The following is a 17,194-nucleotide window of genomic DNA, read 5'->3' as shown; positions in this document are numbered from 1 at the left end:
AAATCTGAGCTCCCTTCTCTTCATGCACATTGGACTGCCTATTGACGTACACTACGAGAGCAGTCAAACTGCCCATGAACGAATAGACCATAGAGGTGAGTAACGATGCCCGTAAAAAGTGGCAAACAGTATATTGAACGGATCGATGCACAGACGGTCCCCTGCTGGTACAAAGGAGAGCTTGTTACTGGAAAACGTTCTGAACATTTTGCGTTTGCAGGTTTGATGGAAACTCAAGCGAAGTTGTACGATCTTCAGTCTGATCCACATTTAATCAATACGATGACTTATGCATCTCCTGCTGACGGAAAACCAGTAGGTATGTCCTTTCTGCCTCCAACCAGTGTGGATGACTTGCGTAGACGCCGAGAAGCAATGAATATTTGGTCAGGGACTCACCATGGTTTTTTGGGACGATCACCCGATTATATGAACACAGCAATTATGGCCTTTTATACTGGGGCAGATATCCTTGAAGAAGTATCGCCACAATACGCCGAAAATCTGAGAAACTACTATGCCTACTGCCGGGATAATGATATTACCCTCTCCCATGCCTTTATCCAGCCTCATGCCAGTAAAATTTCGGGACTATTGGACGCGACCGAAGACGCCATTGCCGCCAAAGTGGTTGATCGCACTGAAGAAGGTCTAATCATCAATGGTGCATTCATGATGGCCACTCAGGCCGCCACATCAGACGAAATCCTGGTGTATCCTTCCCCTTCACCAGCACCGTTCGACGATGAAAATCCGTTCGCTTTTGCTTTTGCTGTACCGAATGACCTGCCTGGAATTAGTCTGATCTGCCGGGATACGTACGCATCCGAGTCCAATTTCAACTATCCACTCAGTTCCAGATATGAAGAGATGGATAACATTGTAATTTTTGATCATGTGCTTGTTCCTCATGAGCGGATATTCTTCGCCGGTAATGAGGAGATGTCTGGCCGCCTCTTTAGCGGAAGCCATTTTCATATTCACGCAGGACATCAGGTCGTATGCCGGTATATTGCCAAAACAGAATTTGTTCTGGGCACCATTCAGTTACTCGCTGACACGCTCGACCAAGCTGCTGAAACGCATGTGATAGAGAAAACAGCCAGGGTGCTTGCCGGTCTTGAAACGTTAAAAGCACTGGCTCTGGCAGCAGAAGCCGGTGCTATGGAAGATGGACGGGGATTTATAGTACCTGCCCCCAAACCTTTAATGGCAGCAAACCTTTTATTCCCCAAACTGTATCCAGAGATGATTGAAATCTTACAGCTCTTGGGCTCCAGCGGTGTAATTATGGTGCCTCAGGAAGAGGAGTTCCACTCGAATATCGCGCCTCACTTGGATACGTACCTTAGAGGAACCGATATGGTATCTCAGGAACGCACGGCATTGTTCCGTCTGATCTGGGAGCTTGGAGCAGGATCATTCGGAGGCAGACAGACCCAGTTCGAACGGTTCTTTTTTGGTAACACGGTCACCGTCTCGAACCGGATGTATTCAGCAGGCTCCGCAGATCAATCATATCGTCAGCTCGTTCGTAATTTTATTGCCAAAACCGACAAATAAGAATGTGGAATGACTGATACCCTCGTTTAAACCAGATGGTCGTAGACCGTCATCAGTTCAGAGGCTGGTCTGCCTGCGTCGGTGTCCCGAAGTGCAGACTGGTCTCCGTAACCGATGTGGAATACACCCAGTACTTTTTCCTCACGCGTTAGACCCATCAAATTCATAAATACGGGATGCTGCTGATAATCATTGATCTTCCAGACAGCATTCAAGCCTTGTTCCGCTGCCAGGATGCAAAAACGTTTGCTCCAGGCTTTTGCAGGCAATAAATGGTCCTCCCTGGCACTTGAAGGGGCTACAACAACCAGATGTGCCGGAATAGCTTCTGTATACTGATATGTAGCCCAGTCCCCGTAACGATCTGCCAAATGTGGTGGGTAACTCTGTCTGACCGCCTCCAGATACAGTTGACGTCCTTCATTCGCGAACAACATAAACCGCCAAGGCTCTGAACTTATCACATATAAAGATGGATCTGCTTCATCCAGCAACCGTCTTATAACCGACTGTGGTACAGGCAACGGGCTGAATTCACAAGTTCCTGTACGTTTCTTGCCGCTTGCTGCATCTTGTCTCAAACCGGTAGACATGGCTCATCCCTCCTTAATCTGCACGATATATCACAACATCCCTTGTCTTGCTTTACATCAACCAGTTTTTTTTCGGTTCAGTCTCACTTCTCCACCGATCGACCTCTTCATGCACTCTGGCTTTGTCCCGAACCGTAAATTGGTCAGACTCCACCTTCTCTGTGCTCGGAATGCTGTCACGAATCAGTCGAATATAATCCATCGAACGGACAAGCGATTGACGTCCCGGGATATATCGAATCTTGCGACCTTCAAGCAAACAATAGATTTCGATCATGCCTGGCAGCTTGCCAAATGCTTCCCAGCAGAACACACTCACCATATGCTGGAACGCCTCAACCACATTTGGATCATGGACAACCATATATTTTTGGATGAGCAGTGAATCCCAGCCCTCTGGCTGCCAGGCAGCCTGGAAGATCATGGACAGATGCATGGACAAGCTAGGAAGCTCCGTTCGCCATTGTTCAAACAGAATGGTCGGATGCTTCAAATCATCGTTCATGGCAATTGCAAGGGATAATTCATCCGTAATTTTGTTTTTTACATCCCAGTAATGAAGTACCGATTCGAATCCGGTTGCCTTTCTAGGCCACCACTTTTCGAGTAAATATTGTACAGGCACCTCTTTGCGCACTTCCGGGTCCATACTGTAAAAGGCATTAACTGCATGGCTGACTGCATATTGTACACGGTGTCTCCATTGCAGCGGTGAGCGCTGTTCAGCCTCCGGTTCCGGGCGGATGAACCGATGCGGGCTGCGCAGCATCTCTTCCAATCTGTAATCTTCAAGCAGCCGTACCGGTGTGTCTGACATTCCCGGCTGCAGAGCTGCCTGAACATTATGTCTTAACATGAGTCCTTAGGACACCTGTAATCCGGCAGCAGCAAAACGTTTGCCAAAGTCACGGCACGTATCCTTCTCCTGCTCCAACGGACTGTATTCAATCTTCAGCATCTCTGGAGATACCTCCGCCCCACGTTCCACCAGCTTCGCTGCCGCGAGATCAACGGCTCCGCAGTACTGCTCGTAAGAAGTATCCCCGCTTCCGAACACCGCTGCCCGTTTGCCACTCAGATCTAGCTCATCCAGCTCTTCGTAAAAATCGAGGAATTCATCCGGCAGTTCACCGTCTCCCCACGTGTATACCCCAATGAGAAACCCGTCATAATCAAGTACATCAGCTGCATTGCAATCCGTTACGGACTTGAGATCCACTTCATGCCCACCTTTTTTAATTCCTTCGACGATCAGTTCCGCAATCTCTTCCGTATTTCCTGTCATACTTGCATAAGCCACTAACAATTTAGCCATCTATTTTTCCCTCACTTTTTATTGATCATGTCATACTATTCCTGAAGAAGTAACATTTGAATTTATCAAAATCATATGTGATAATGATTATCATTGTCAAATTAAATTTTCAATCGGTTTCCATTTCAGTATATGGTGATGGACCAAATTCAACACCATATTAGGCGCTGCACCCTTTCAGGCGCCTACCACAACTGGCGTACAGGCCCTTTTTTGTTGTACAATAGTATCCAAATGACTTTTGAAGGATGGATAAATCATTATGTACGTAGCAAAGAACTGGAAGGACTATGAAGTAATCGATACAGGAGGCGGCGAAAAGCTGGAGCGTTGGGGCGATGTGATTTTGCGTAGACCCGATCCACAGATCATTTGGCCCCTTGAAAAAGAAACCAATGAATGGCGCCAGGTTCACGGCCATTATCACCGCAGTTCTTCGGGTGGCGGCAGCTGGGATATGAAAAAACCGATCCCAGAACGCTGGACCATCGGATATGAGAACCTGAAATTTCACATCAAACCAACCAGCTTCAAACATACCGGTCTGTTCCCTGAACAAGCGGCTAACTGGAGCTGGATGATGGATAAAATCGCAGGAGCAGGACGTCCCATCTCTGTACTGAACCTGTTTGCATATACAGGCGGCGCAACAGTTGCTGCAGCTTATGCCGGAGCTTCAGTTGTGCACGTGGATGCGGCTAAAGGCATGGTACAGTGGGCCAAAGAAAATGTTCAATTATCCGGCCTCGCGGATCGTCCTGTTCGTTTCATTACAGATGATGTATTCAAATTCGTACAGCGCGAACAACGTCGTGGCAATCGGTATGACGCGATTATTATGGACCCGCCTTCTTATGGCCGCGGCCCTAACGGAGAGACATGGAAGCTGGAAGAGAACCTCTATCCTTTCCTTAAATCCTGTATGGAAATTTTGTCCGATAACCCATTATTCATGCTGGTCAATTCCTACACAACCGGGATTTCGTCTACAGTTCTGCGCAACATGCTGACAATGACGATGTCTGCCCAATACGGCGGTCAAATTACAGCTGGTGAAATTGGGCTTCCAATTACCCGTAGTGGTCTGGATCTGCCATGCGGCATCTTGGGCCGCTGGGAGTCCTGATTATGTCCGAACATTCGCAAACAACGGGAAATATTCCGATTCTGTTTGAGGACAATCATCTGTTAGGCATCACGAAACCGGTCAATGTACCTACCCAGGAAGATGCATCAGGTGATCCGGATTTGCTCACACTGCTGAAACAGGATTTGAAAGAACGCTATAACAAACCTGGCAACGTCTATCTCGGATTAGTACATCGTCTTGACCGCCCGGTTGGTGGTGCCATGATTTTTGCCAAAACATCGAAGGCGGCTTCAAGATTATCCGAGACGGTTCGGGGACGTCATTTCCGCAAAATATATGCGGCTGTTGTACATGGCAAGCTGCCTGCAAAACAAGGAACGTTAAAACACACGCTGCTGAAAGATGCACGTACCAATACCGTCACCGTTGTTCCTAAAGGTACAGTTGGCGGTAAAGATGCTGTGTTGGATTACCGGGTCATCGGCGAAACCGACCGTTACAGTCTGGTTCACATCGAACTGCACACAGGCAGATCTCATCAGATTCGTGTCCAAATGAAAGAGATTGGCTGCCCCCTGTTTGGAGATCAAAAGTACGGTGCAGGTGTGAATAAGCCTGGTCAACAAATTGCTCTCTGGTCTGCCATCGCTGCTTTTCCCCACCCGGTAACAAAGGAAGAAATTGTCCTGCAGTCCCTGCCTCCCCATGAATTCCCATGGGCAGAGTGGCCGGCTGCTGTGTATGATAAAGCATTTAAATCAGAACATTAATTGATATATTTAAAATAATCATTCACAGGATCAGGTCAAATCTGACCGTAAACCGTGTCATCCAGATTCCTTATCTGAATGGCGCGGTTTTTTTACTCCAATGGAAAGGAAGACCTACTATAACACCTTTTACGAAACAGGTCGTCGCCATCATTGCAGCAATCCCCGAAGGAAAAGTCATGACGTATGGACAGATTGCCGCTCATGCAGGCAGCCCGAGAGCTGCTAGACAGGTTGTACGCATTCTGCACTCCATGAGCCGGAAGGAGCGTCTTCCCTGGCACCGCGTCGTCAACGCCAAAGGTCTGATTGCCATTCCCGACGAGCATTCACGCCTCATGCAGGAAACGGAGCTCATTAGCGAGGGTGTTGAATTCCAGATGGATGGAAGCATCAACCTCAGACTGTTCGGTCATGATCCTGGTCCTACCTTCCTCCTTGATCTATCGACAGATGAAGAATAATGTCAACACAAGGCATAACAAAAAGAGAGTTCAGGCAGTGTGATCTGCCTGAACTCTCTTTTGTATTTATAGTACCTTTATAGAATGAATAATAACAGTAATCAAGGATGATTTATGCTGTTGCATTCACTTTTTGTTGCTCAGTTGGTACAGGTTCAATAGCCGGTTTTGTTTTACGGATAAAGAACGCCAGCAGCAGAGCAACTACAGTCATCGCTGTCGCTACAACAAATGCATAGTTTACGCCGTAGATTGTTGCATCTGCAGTAGCACGAAGCATTGCAGCCTTATCATCTGTAGCGATTTGGCCTGTAGCCAGGGTATCTGCCAGATGGGATTTCAGCTTACTACTCATAATCGTAACGAGAATCGCTGTACCAATCGCACCCGCAACTGTACGCAATGTGTTGGACATCGCTGTACCATGTGCATTCAGGCGCTGTGGAAGCTGATTCAGACCCGCTGTTTGAATTGGCATCATCAACATCGACATACCAAACATACGAGCTGTGTAGATAAACATCATGTAACCATAAGTAGTGTCAATCGACAGGCGGCTGAGCCCCCAAGTTGTGATAGCGGTAATTGCAAGGCCGGCAACGGATAACCAGCGTGCTCCGACTTTATCGAAGATGCGACCTGTGATTGGAGACATAATCCCCATCAGGATGGCGCCTGGCATCATCAGCAAACCAGATTCAATTGGTGAGAATCCACGAATATTTTGCAAGAAAATCGGAAGCAAAATCATACCGGCGAACATCGCCATCGTAACGAGCATGTTAATGATCGTTGTTAATGTATACATGTTGTATTTGAAAATACGGAACTCCAACAGCGGATGATCGGTTGTCATCTGTCTAATAACGAACAGGATCAGGGAAATGGCCCCTACAACCAGACAAGCAATTACAATTGCACTGCCCCATCCGTCTGTACCCGCATCACTGAAGCCGTACAACAAGCTACCAAAACCGAGTGTAGATAAAATAACACCTGGATAGTCCAATTTAGGTTTGGATTGACGTGTTACATTTTTGACAAACGCAATACCGATTGCAGTTGCAATAACGGAGAATGGCAAAATGATATAGAACAATAGTCTCCAGGAATAATGCTCAACCACATAACCTGAAAGTGTTGGTCCAATGGCCGGAGCGAGAATCATTGCGATCCCCATCGTACCCATGGCCTGACCACGTTTCTCAATCGGGAAGATTGTCAAGAATACAACTGTCATCAGTGGCATCAGGATACCTGCACCTGCCGCTTGAATAACACGACCTACCATCAGAATACCAAAGTTCGGACTTAAACCACAGACCAAGGTTCCTAAAGTAAAGAGCGTCATAGCCGTAATGAAAATTTGACGTGTCGAAAATTTGGCGATCAGATACGCCGTAACCGGAATCAATACACCATTGACGAGCATATAACCTGTAGTCAGCCATTGGGCTTTATTCGCGCCGATGCCGAGGTCCTCCATGATTTTAGGAAGAGCTACGTTCATCAACGTTTGGTTCAGGAAGGCGACGAATGCACCGATTAACAATGCGGCCACAATCGGGCCTTTCTTAATATTGTCCATCGCTGAGGATGGCGCTGCTGCTGCAGTAGTACTCATTGGTTGTTCATCTCTCTTCCTTCTAACTTTTCAATCATTTGATTATGAATTCTTAGCAGGTGCTCAAGGTCTTCCTTCGGGATATCCAGAATAGGTGACACTCGCTCCATCCACAATTGGTGTGTTTCCTGCTGAGCCCGTTCTCCTTTGCCCGTAATCTGAAGCTTTACGGATCGACGGTCCGAGTCGGAACGCGTTCGAACAATGTACTCGCCCTTGACCAGGCGCTCCACCACAGCGCTCATGGAACTGCTGCCCATATGACAGAGCTCAGCCACTTCATTGATACCGATCGAAGGGCGCTCTCTCAAAATGGATAACACCATAAATTGGATCGAAGTGAGCTCAATTTCCTTGTTTTCATTCCAGAATGCCCGGAAGAGCATTTGATTGACCTGCCGAAACGAATTAATAATGTAGAATACTTCATATGTGTCAGACATTAATTCACCCTTTTACTTATGGAATATAATATTTCGTACACGAAATATCAGGGGAACAATTACTTATTATAACAAAAATATTTACATAGTCAACTCTTTACATATAAATTTTCAGAGATTATTCTTAGATGTTCAAAGCCGGCAAAACTCTTTAAAGTACACATCAATAAAAAATAACCATAGCCCTCCTGCATGTTCTGCAAGAGTTCCATGGTTACTATTATTCGTCCGTCCATCGGCATTAAGATGTGGACAACGCATGCTCTTTTGTTTTTGGTGTCGTCATTTTGCCTAGTAGATATACCAGCAATTGCTGGTTATGCATTGAAATATTGCTGAGAACGGAATTCATAAATTCATTACGAATCGTGATTCCACGTTCGGTCTCCATGCGTCCCTTATCAGATAGGGAAACCCATACAATTCGTCGATCCTGATCATCCCGATCCCGGCGAATCAGTCCGTTTTTCTCCATACGATCCAACAACATCGTCACTGCTGCGGGTGTTGTGGCCAGAAAAGGAATCAGATCGGATGGTTTCATCTTCTCGTGATCCTCAAGAACCTCCAGTACTGCCAGCTGCGCCTCTGTTAACGACGGTGCCAGCTCATGATCCATATGCAGTTTGTAGTCCTTGGTCAGCCTTGACCAACACTTGGCAAAATCGGAATTATACATCTTGAATCGCTCCTCTCTGCAACCGGTTATCACTTCACCTGCTTAAGTTTTCGCCCTTCAAAGCCGCATTCCTGCTGCCTTTTTTCAATTTCCCAGCGATCGACCGTAATCGACGAAGGTTGTTAAACTTCGCATGGAGGTCCTCTTTTAATCCGCGTCTGAACAACAAAATAAGACTCTTCACATGACAGGCTTCCCTGTTCTGCAAAGAGTCTTTATTGAATCCTGATTAGGAGGAAGAAGCTGCCTGATTCTCTGCGAGATCCATGATAAGCTCCACAATTTCATCCTGTTTATCCACATGCACAAGCAATTTACCAATATGTTTCCGTTCAGTAATAGGTACAGCTTCGGAAGAAATGTGATGTGATTGACCTTCTTTGGTCATCACCGTTACATTTCGTTGTTCCCGACAATAGAATGCTCCGACAATTCGGCTACCGTTCGGTTTCACCCGTTTGCCTTCCTTGAATTCAAATGTTGCCAGTCCCTTGCCACCACGGCTCTGCAGAGCATAATCCAGCAGTAAAGAGCGTTTGCCATAACCCAAGTCAGATAATATAGCAACCTCGCCTTCATCGCCTTCCACCCACAGAACAGATACAACTTCATCCGTTTCTTTTAACTGAATACCACGTACGCCTCCAGACACACGCCCCATCGGATTTACTTCATCCTCACGGAAACGGATAGCCATGGCTTCTTTGGTAATCAGCATGATATCTTTGCCACCTGTACTTAGATGAACGGATAATACCTCATCATCCTTGCCGACTTTGCATGCGGCTACTGCACCGGAACGCTTGGTGACGTATTCCTTCAACTCGGTACGTTTAACCTGTCCTTTGCGAGTGACAAAGACCAGACTGTGATCCGGTTCTTCGAAAGATTTAACAGCAAGCACGCTTGAGATCCGATCGTCTTTTGCCAGTGGAATAACGTTGACGATCGCCGTTCCTGGATCTTTCCACTTGAATTCCGGTACCTGATGCACAGGTAACAGGAAATACTGGCCTTTCTTCGTAAATACAAGCAGATTCTCCAGCGTGTTAACTTCAAGGACCTGAGCGATATAATCGCCTTCCTTCACACCACTTGCGTTACGTTCCCCGCCGGATCGTGTAAATGACTGCATGCCTGTACGCTTGATGTATCCCTCTTTGGACAAAGTGACAAATACATCTTCCGCGTTCACCAGCACTTCCAGATTAACCTTAAGTTCTTCCACTTCGCCCTGAATGGCTGAGCGACGGTCAATTCCGTATTTCTCACGAATCTCCATCAGCTCTTTGCGGATGACTCCGATCAGCTTGCGGTCACTATCCAGAATGGAGCGTAATTGCGCGATCTTCTTCATCAGTTCACCGAGTTCCTTTTCCAGAGAAGTAATCTCCAGATTGGTCAATCGGTATAATTGCAAAGTCAGAATGGAATCCGCTTGACGCTCGGAGAAACCAAACATCCACATCAGGTTATTTTGAGCATCCTGACGGTTCTTCGAAGCTTTAATAGCCGCAATGACCTCATCAAGGATGTTAAGAGCTTTTACCAGACCTTCCAGGACATGTGCACGGTCTTCCGCCTTCTCCAGCTCAAAGCGGGTACGGAACGTCACAACTTCACGCTGATGGGCAATATAAGCCTCGAGGATTGATTTCAATCCCAATTGCTGAGGGGCCTTGTTTACAATCGCAACCATGTTAAAGTTGTAAGTGACCTGCAAGTCGGTTTTCTTCAGCAAATAAGCCAAAATACCTTGTGCATCTGCTTCTTTTTTCAGCTCAACCACGATTCGCAGGCCTTCACGCCCACTCTCATCCCGTACTTCGGCAATTCCTTCAACCTTTTTCTCAAGTCGAATGTTCTCCATCGCAGTAACCAGACGGGATTTTACGACCTGATAAGGGATCTCGGTAATCACGATTTGCTGTTTGCCACCGCGCATATTTTCGATATCGGTTTTGGAGCGGAGATAGATCCGCCCTTTGCCTGTGCGGTAAGCATCCAGAATGCCGTCGCCGCCCATGATTAATCCGCCTGTCGGAAAATCCGGCCCTTTCATGAACATCATGATCTCGTCCAGCTCAATCGACGGCTTCTCCATCACAGCAATACAAGCATCAATGGTTTCACGCAAATTATGTGGAGGGATCTCCGTTGCAAAACCAGACGATATCCCACTTACACCATTGACCAGCAGGTTCGGATAACGTGATGGTAATACAACCGGTTCTTTGGCCGTATTATCAAAATTATCCTTAAACAGAACAGTCCGTTTCTCGATATCGCGCAGCATCTCCATTGCGATGGGCGACAAACGGGCCTCCGTATACCGCATGGCCGCTGCTGGGTCATCATCCTGTGACCCCCAGTTTCCATGACCGTCCACGAGCATATGCCCCATTTTCCATGGCTGTGCCATCCGTACCATCCCCTCATAGATGGAGGAATCCCCGTGAGGATGGTAATTACCCATAACATCTCCAACTGTTTTTGCGGACTTCCGATATGGTTTCTCCGGTGTATTACCTGAATCGTACATTGCGTAAAGAATACGCCGCTGCACCGGCTTCAAACCATCCCGTACATCGGGAATGGCCCGGTCCTGAATAATGTATTTGGAGTAGCGACCGAAACGATCACCTACGACCTCTTCGAGAAAGGCCGGCATAAATTGTTCTGATAGACTCATTCCAAGCACCTTCTATTCTTCGTACTCTGTAAAGTCGACGTTCTCTACAATCCAGCGTTTGCGCGGATCAACCTTATCACCCATGAGTGTAGATACACGACGTTCCGCTTTTGCTGCATCGACAATTTCTACTTTGAGCAAAGCGCGTGTTTCAGGGTTCATCGTTGTCTCCCACAGTTGATCCGGGTTCATCTCGCCAAGTCCTTTATAACGTTGAAGCTCCACATTGTTTCCAAATTCTTTCATGTAATTCGCCAGCTCTTCATCAGTCCAGGCATAACGTACACTGGCCATTTTTCCTGATTTTCGAGTGAGTTTATATAATGGCGGCTGAGCGATATATATTTTGCCTGCATCAATGAGCGGTTTCATATAGCGGTAGAAGAAAGTCAGCAACAATACCTGTATATGTGCGCCATCCGTGTCGGCATCCGTCATAATTATGATTTTGGAATAATTGCTGTCTTCAACTGCAAATTCGGTTCCGATACCTGCTCCGATGGCCGATGTAATGGCACGATATTCTTCATTTTTGAGGATATCGGCCAACTTCGCTTTTTCCGGATTGAGCGGTTTACCCTTAAGCGGGAGTATCGCCTGGATCTTGGAATCACGTCCCTGTTTGGCTGAACCCCCTGCGGAATCCCCTTCGACGATAAACAGTTCATTTCGGGTAAAATCCTTGGATTGTGCTGGAGTCAGTTTGCCGTTCAGGTTGGAACTTTCACTGCGTTTTTTGCCGGTCCGCATCTCATCCCGAGCTTTTCGTGCAGCTTCTCTCGCTCTGGAGGCCTGAACCGCTTTGCGAATCAACGTTTGCGCAACCTGCGGGTTTTCTTCCAAAAACCGCTGGATATTCTCGGACACGACAGAATCTACTGCGCTACGCGCGGAAGCGCTACCGAGTTGATCCTTCGTTTGTCCTACGAATTCAACTTCCGACATTTTGACACTGATGACCGCCATCATGCCTTCACGAAGATCATTACCTTCGAGGTTTTTATCTTTTTCCTTAATCATGCTGGTACGCCGTGCGTAGTCATTCATCACACGTGTATAAGCTGCCCTGAATCCGGTCTCATGTGTACCGCCGCCCCTGGTGGGAATCGAGTTCACGAACGACGCCAGCGTTTCGGTATAACCCGCGTTATACTGAATCGCTACTTCGACTTCGATGTCATCCTTCTCCGCATAGAAGTGAATGACATCATGCAGCACATCTTTATTTTCGTTAAGAAAAGCAACAAACTGGCTTGCTCCGCCTTCGTACATGTACTCATCCTGATTCCCTGAACGTTCGTCCTTGAGCACAATTCTCAGACCCGAATTCAGAAAAGCAATCTCCTGGAGACGTTCTGCCAGTGTATCATAATTAAATTGAATGCCGTTCTGAAACACCCGAATATCCGGTTTAAACGTAACTTTGGTTCCCGTTCGATTGGTATTGCCCAATACTTCGAGACCAGACACCGGTTCTCCGACATGCTCAACGCCTTTTTTGTCTTGCCAATACTCGAATCGTTGACGATGAATCTTGCCATCACGGAAAATCTCGACTTCAAGCCATTCGGACAATGCGTTTGTAACTGACGCACCTACACCGTGCAAACCGCCGGATTTTTTATATCCTGATCCACCGAACTTTCCGCCTGCGTGCAAAATCGTAAACACGACCTGGGGAGTAGGAATCCCTGTTTTATGTATACCTGTCGGAATTCCCCTTCCGTTATCCTGAACCGTAACAGAACCGTCCTTATGCAGCGTGATATCGATTTTGGAGCAGAATTTGGCGAGATGTTCGTCGACAGCGTTATCCACGATTTCCCATACCAAATGATGTAGACCCGAAGTACTGGTGCTGCCGATGTACATCCCCGGCCGTTTCCGTACCGCTACCAGTCCTTCAAGTACTTGAATGTCGTCCGCGTCGTAGCCTGAAGACCCTTGTCCTCCGCCTGTCGAACCTGCCGACATATCGATTTGCTCGACCATTCATGCTCCCCCTTCTTAACTTGCAACTAAAAAAAATGCCTGAAATGCAAACAGATGTTTTCTTATCCTTGTCCATTTTAATTCAAGATATCCCGTTTCGTAAAGACAATGAATGACACAAAGAGTGAAGCAATGCCCCAAACACTAAGCACAATAAGGGAAAAACCCAAATTCATCCCTTCGATTGGTGGCAATCCGCCAGACAAATAATTCGGAAGTTCGAGGTTAACCATAAACAAATATTTGGCTGACTGCCATGATGCAGCCATACTGGTAAGAATAGTTCCTGCTATGAGTGCTGCCATCATGATGACAATACTTGCTGCTGTACTTCGCACTAATACAGAGACCATGAAGGCAAGCATCGCCACAATGATACTGACGAACCAGATCAGCCCTGCCTGCATTAGCATATACAGCCACTGGTCAACAGCATGGACTGCTGACATATCGACATCTGTACCCACAACTTTGAAACCGGTAAAGATCGGCATGCCGAAACCTTTATATCCGAATACCGCTCCCGAGATGACATAACAGATAACGTACGCCGATACCACAATAATCGACACGAACATAATCAACGTGATGAGCTTGCTCAGTAACACTTTCCAACGTTTGACTGGACGGGTCAGAAGCATTTTAATCGTACCTGTGGTGCGCTCACCCGATACCAGATCCGAAGCAATCGCCATAATGAGCAGCGGGATAAACAAGCCAACGGCGTTATTCATGAATTCCCGCGTAAAAGTTACACCGCCAGGCTCCTTCGGATTGATGTCATTCTCCAGATAGTATTGCATTTGCTGGATGTACACAGTCCTGTACTTTTTGTATTCTTCAGGTACCCGGTCACTGCCAAGCGAGTTCTGATTATCCGTAATGGCTTGTTGCAGTTCAAGACGCCAGTCGCCCCCAAACTTGTCACGGTTATTTTCCGCAGATTTCATCTGGGCATACGTAAACATCGGAACCAGGACCGCGAGTACGATAAAAATAATATAAAGACGTTTTTTCTTTACCATCTTGATCGTTTCGTTTCGGATCAGCGGCATGATGTTACTCAATGGATTCACCTTCTGTCATTTTTAAGAATAGCTGTTCCAGCGTTGGCTGAATCCGCTGCACTCCTTCAACCTGAATTCCGGCTTGCACCATTTGCTGCACCAGGGCCGGAATCCGATCTTCATGCATTTCAGCAACGACCGCATTCGGACCAAGCCCTGCAACAATGGTATCGTCCATCACGTCAGCAGGCCGATCCACCAGGGAAACACCTGCATCCAGCAGCATCTTTTTGCCTTCCTCCAGCGGAGTAACATGCCATATCGCCAATTTGGAATGGTCTTCAATCAGTTCATCGACGCCGCCAACTGCCAGCACGCGCCCGGCACTGATAATTGCTACCCTGTCACAAAGAAGCTGGATCTCGCTGAGCAAATGACTGCTGACGAACACTGCCATGCCCTCGCTAGCAAGCTGTTTGATAAAGACACGAAGTTCCTTAATCCCTTTAGGATCAAGTCCGTTCGTTGGTTCATCCAGAATCAGCAGCCGTGGGCGACCAAGCAATGCCTGTGCAATGCCAAGTCGTTGACGCATCCCCAGAGAGTAGGTTCTTACTTTATCATGAATCCGCTGATCGAGGCGTACAATATCTACGACTTCCTGAATACGGTCATTATCCACCCCTGGCTGCATCCGTGCAAAATGCTCAAGATTCTCCCATCCGGTCAAATACGTGTACACTTCCGGGTTTTCAACAATGGAACCCACATATTTCAGGGCCCGTTCAGGATCACAGTTGACATCATATCCACAGACTTGAATTTTACCTTCCGTGGGTTTAATCAGATCGACTAACATCCGGATGGTTGTTGTCTTCCCGGCACCATTGGGTCCCAGAAAACCGAAAATTTCGCCTGGTTTAACGTCAAAAGTAACATCCTTAATGATCCACTTGCGTCCAATTTTTTTCTTCAGATGCTGCACGGACAATACGGAATCAGTCTGTTCTTGTGCCATTTATTTACCGCTCCCTTCTGCTGGAGTCTCTGCTTGATATTCTTGTGCAATTCGAACCGCAATTTGCTCGTAGCCTTCTCCATTGGGATGAAAATGATCTGACGACAGATATTGTCCCAGATGATTTTCAAACAAATCAAATGTAGGTACGAGTGTCATCTTGTCCTCGTTGTTCAGAACCTTCATCGCAGCATCGTTCCATGCAGCTACAACCGCATTTCCTGGCTCTTTGAGTTCTTTTACATCCCCAAACGGATTGTATAGCCCTATGTATGCAATCTGTGCATCAGGGTTAATTTCTTTGACTTTCTTCAAGATCTCCTGCAAACGCTTCGACGTCTCCGGTAATGCCGCAGTAAGTGTCTCTGCCGTTGGAGCGTCTTCTCCCTGTAGAACTTGTCCACCCTGGAACAGATCATTGGCTCCAATCGACAACAGAATAAAGTTGGACTGTTGTAAGACATAACGTACGCCTTGTTCATCTAGCTTGCTCAATAACGCGTCTGTTCTCAAACCATTCACACCCATATTGTTAAGCACTTGCACATCATATCCTTGATCTTTGAGCAAATTACCTGCCCGCCTTACAAAACCAAGCCCCTCATCATCCCCCGTACCTCTTGCCAGGGAATCACCGATTACAGCCATTCGAATTTTGCCATCTTTCACCACAGGTGTTGATTGCCCGCTATCCTTGGCAGGTGTCGTTGTCTGCTGTCCTGTACCTAATCGGGCATCTCCCTCAGGAAAAATGACGTCTTTAATCGCGTATCCAAACCCAAATAACAGCAGCAATGTTGTCAATATGGATACTGTGCTAATGGTTCTCCAGATCCATGGCGCTGAATCAAGATTCCTTTTTTTCATTCTTCACATCTCCGCTCATGTACACCTGGCTGGGTGCTTAAAATTTAAAATGATTTTACATTAAGATGACGCTTTTTCTAAATAACATAAATGTTCTGTCGTTAATTTGCAAATTTTGCCGCTGTATTAAGCAGAATTCAGTTTCAAACATGCTTTTACAAAAAAAAGCTATGTCACGCACAGCTTCGAGCTGTGATGACATAACCTTTTTTTGAACTAAAATTAAAATATTCTTCAATAAAATGAATTAGTTACCGATAAATTCTTGAGCCCAATATCCGTTGTAGAATCCAACACCAATTTTCGTGAAGTTTTTGCTTAGGATATTCGCACGGTGGCCTTCGCTATTCATCCAGGCTGTAACAACCTCTTGAGGTGTTTTTTGCCCTTTCGCGATATTCTCGCCAGCATAGCTGTAAGTGACTCCGAATTGTTTCATCATGTCAAACGGAGAACCATAGGTCGGTGATTGGTGATCAAAGTAATTGTTGTTGCTCATGTCTTTAACTTTGGCTACAGCCACTTTGTCCAAAAGAGCATCGGAAGCCAATGCGCCCAGGCCTGCTTTGGCACGTTCAGCGTTCACAAGTTTTACAACTTGAGCTGCAAAATCCGATTGTGTGCTCTCGCTACCACTGTTGCCTGTATTGCCTGTAGTCGTTCCAGTTCCAGTTCCACTATTTGAAGGATCTTTGGCTGGTGTAGTTGCCGGTTTATCTTCTTGAGTTGGTTTGGCAGGTGTTACCGGTTTGGCAGGAGTTGTCGGTTGAGCAGGTTTAGTTGTTTGATCAGGCTGTGTTGCAGGCTTCTCTACTGTTGTTTGCCCTTCGCCAGTGGATACAGTGTAACCATTATCTTTCAGCCATTGCTCAATGTACGCTTTTAAGCTTTCCGCACTCGTAATTTTATACGTAGTAGTTTTAGTCGTTGTTTTATATGATGCATCTGCAGCAGAAGCGGAAGCAGGGAGCATAACCCCTACGGCGAGTACGGCTGTCAGACTGCTGGTTACCACGGTTTTCATCCATTTCTTCTTCAAATTCATTCATCTCCTTAGGAATATTAGTTATGACAACT

The 17,194-nt window shown here is 46.5% G+C and carries 16 protein-coding genes; 4 read left to right on the top strand and 12 right to left on the bottom strand.

Annotated features, from left to right (window positions below):
- Window positions 1–105: 105 nt before the first annotated feature.
- Window positions 106–1,563: a 4-hydroxyphenylacetate 3-hydroxylase family protein gene (locus tag DC345_RS04105; protein ID WP_113052011.1), complete on the top strand. Its 1,458-nt coding sequence runs from the start codon at window positions 106–108 to the stop codon at window positions 1,561–1,563.
- A 26-nt stretch (window positions 1,564–1,589) separates the two neighbouring features.
- Here DC345_RS04105 and DC345_RS04100 read toward each other — a convergent pair whose 3' ends face one another.
- Genes DC345_RS04100 through DC345_RS04090 form a run of 3 tightly spaced genes read right to left on the bottom strand, consistent with a single transcriptional unit; the run spans window position 1,590 to window position 3,471 of the window.
- A complete protein-coding gene (locus DC345_RS04100; RefSeq protein WP_072733380.1) occupies window positions 1,590–2,156 on the bottom strand; it encodes a nitroreductase family protein in 567 nt (188 codons plus the stop codon).
- A 52-nt stretch (window positions 2,157–2,208) separates the two neighbouring features.
- Window positions 2,209–3,012, bottom strand: a complete 804-nt coding sequence (locus DC345_RS04095) for a hypothetical protein (protein ID WP_113052010.1) — start codon at window positions 3,010–3,012, stop codon at window positions 2,209–2,211.
- A 6-nt stretch (window positions 3,013–3,018) separates the two neighbouring features.
- Complete coding sequence (locus DC345_RS04090) at window positions 3,019–3,471, bottom strand: flavodoxin (RefSeq protein ID WP_113052009.1); 453 nt, start codon at window positions 3,469–3,471, stop codon at window positions 3,019–3,021.
- 262 nt (window positions 3,472–3,733) lie between these two features.
- On the opposite strand from DC345_RS04090, the gene DC345_RS04085 reads away from it, so the two are divergent.
- From DC345_RS04085 to DC345_RS04075, 3 genes are all read left to right on the top strand, one after another.
- Window positions 3,734–4,597, top strand: coding sequence for a class I SAM-dependent methyltransferase (locus tag DC345_RS04085; RefSeq protein ID WP_024630567.1), 864 nt, complete (start codon window positions 3,734–3,736; stop codon window positions 4,595–4,597).
- A gap of 2 nt (window positions 4,598–4,599) precedes the next feature.
- Complete coding sequence (locus tag DC345_RS04080) at window positions 4,600–5,331, top strand: RluA family pseudouridine synthase (RefSeq protein ID WP_113052008.1); 732 nt, start codon at window positions 4,600–4,602, stop codon at window positions 5,329–5,331.
- Window positions 5,332–5,450: 119 nt separating this feature from the next.
- Complete coding sequence (locus DC345_RS04075) at window positions 5,451–5,795, top strand: MGMT family protein (RefSeq protein ID WP_113052007.1); 345 nt, start codon at window positions 5,451–5,453, stop codon at window positions 5,793–5,795.
- Between the two features lie 112 nt (window positions 5,796–5,907).
- Here DC345_RS04075 and DC345_RS04070 read toward each other — a convergent pair whose 3' ends face one another.
- The 9 genes from DC345_RS04070 to DC345_RS04030 all read right to left on the bottom strand — a co-directional run bounded on the left by DC345_RS04070 (window position 5,908) and on the right by DC345_RS04030 (window position 17,156).
- Window positions 5,908–7,419 (bottom strand): DHA2 family efflux MFS transporter permease subunit, encoded by a 1,512-nt coding sequence (locus DC345_RS04070; RefSeq protein ID WP_113052006.1) that lies wholly within the window; start codon window positions 7,417–7,419, stop codon window positions 5,908–5,910.
- Window positions 7,416–7,862, bottom strand: coding sequence for a MarR family winged helix-turn-helix transcriptional regulator (locus DC345_RS04065; RefSeq protein WP_076288997.1), 447 nt, complete (start codon window positions 7,860–7,862; stop codon window positions 7,416–7,418). The genes DC345_RS04070 and DC345_RS04065 overlap by 4 nt, the downstream gene beginning before the upstream one ends.
- Window positions 7,863–8,103: 241 nt before the next feature.
- Window positions 8,104–8,541, bottom strand: a complete 438-nt coding sequence (locus tag DC345_RS04060; RefSeq protein WP_063563171.1) for a MarR family winged helix-turn-helix transcriptional regulator — start codon at window positions 8,539–8,541, stop codon at window positions 8,104–8,106.
- 229 nt (window positions 8,542–8,770) lie between these two features.
- Window positions 8,771–11,233 (bottom strand): DNA gyrase subunit A, encoded by a 2,463-nt coding sequence (gene gyrA / locus DC345_RS04055; RefSeq protein ID WP_113052005.1) that lies wholly within the window; start codon window positions 11,231–11,233, stop codon window positions 8,771–8,773.
- A 12-nt stretch (window positions 11,234–11,245) separates the two neighbouring features.
- Entirely contained in the window at window positions 11,246–13,225 is a 1,980-nt protein-coding gene (parE, locus tag DC345_RS04050; protein WP_099858369.1) for a DNA topoisomerase IV subunit B, read from the bottom strand.
- Between the two features lie 77 nt (window positions 13,226–13,302).
- Window positions 13,303–14,292, bottom strand: a complete 990-nt coding sequence (locus tag DC345_RS04045) for an ABC transporter permease (protein WP_063563174.1) — start codon at window positions 14,290–14,292, stop codon at window positions 13,303–13,305.
- Complete coding sequence (locus DC345_RS04040; protein WP_113052004.1) at window positions 14,285–15,250, bottom strand: ABC transporter ATP-binding protein; 966 nt, start codon at window positions 15,248–15,250, stop codon at window positions 14,285–14,287. The genes DC345_RS04045 and DC345_RS04040 overlap by 8 nt, the downstream gene beginning before the upstream one ends.
- Entirely contained in the window at window positions 15,251–16,117 is an 867-nt protein-coding gene (locus DC345_RS04035; protein WP_113052003.1) for a GDSL-type esterase/lipase family protein, read from the bottom strand. It lies immediately after the preceding gene.
- Window positions 16,118–16,364: 247 nt separating this feature from the next.
- The gene (locus DC345_RS04030; RefSeq protein ID WP_258530549.1) at window positions 16,365–17,156 is read right to left on the bottom strand and encodes a CAP domain-containing protein; all 792 of its coding nucleotides are present in this window, start codon (window positions 17,154–17,156) and stop codon (window positions 16,365–16,367) included.
- Between the last annotated feature and the right edge of the window lie 38 nt (window positions 17,157–17,194).

The organism is Paenibacillus taichungensis, from assembly GCF_003287275.1.
Classification (GTDB): Bacteria; Bacillota; Bacilli; order Paenibacillales; family Paenibacillaceae; genus Paenibacillus; species Paenibacillus taichungensis_A.
This window is presented reverse-complemented; position numbering and strand designations above follow the sequence as displayed.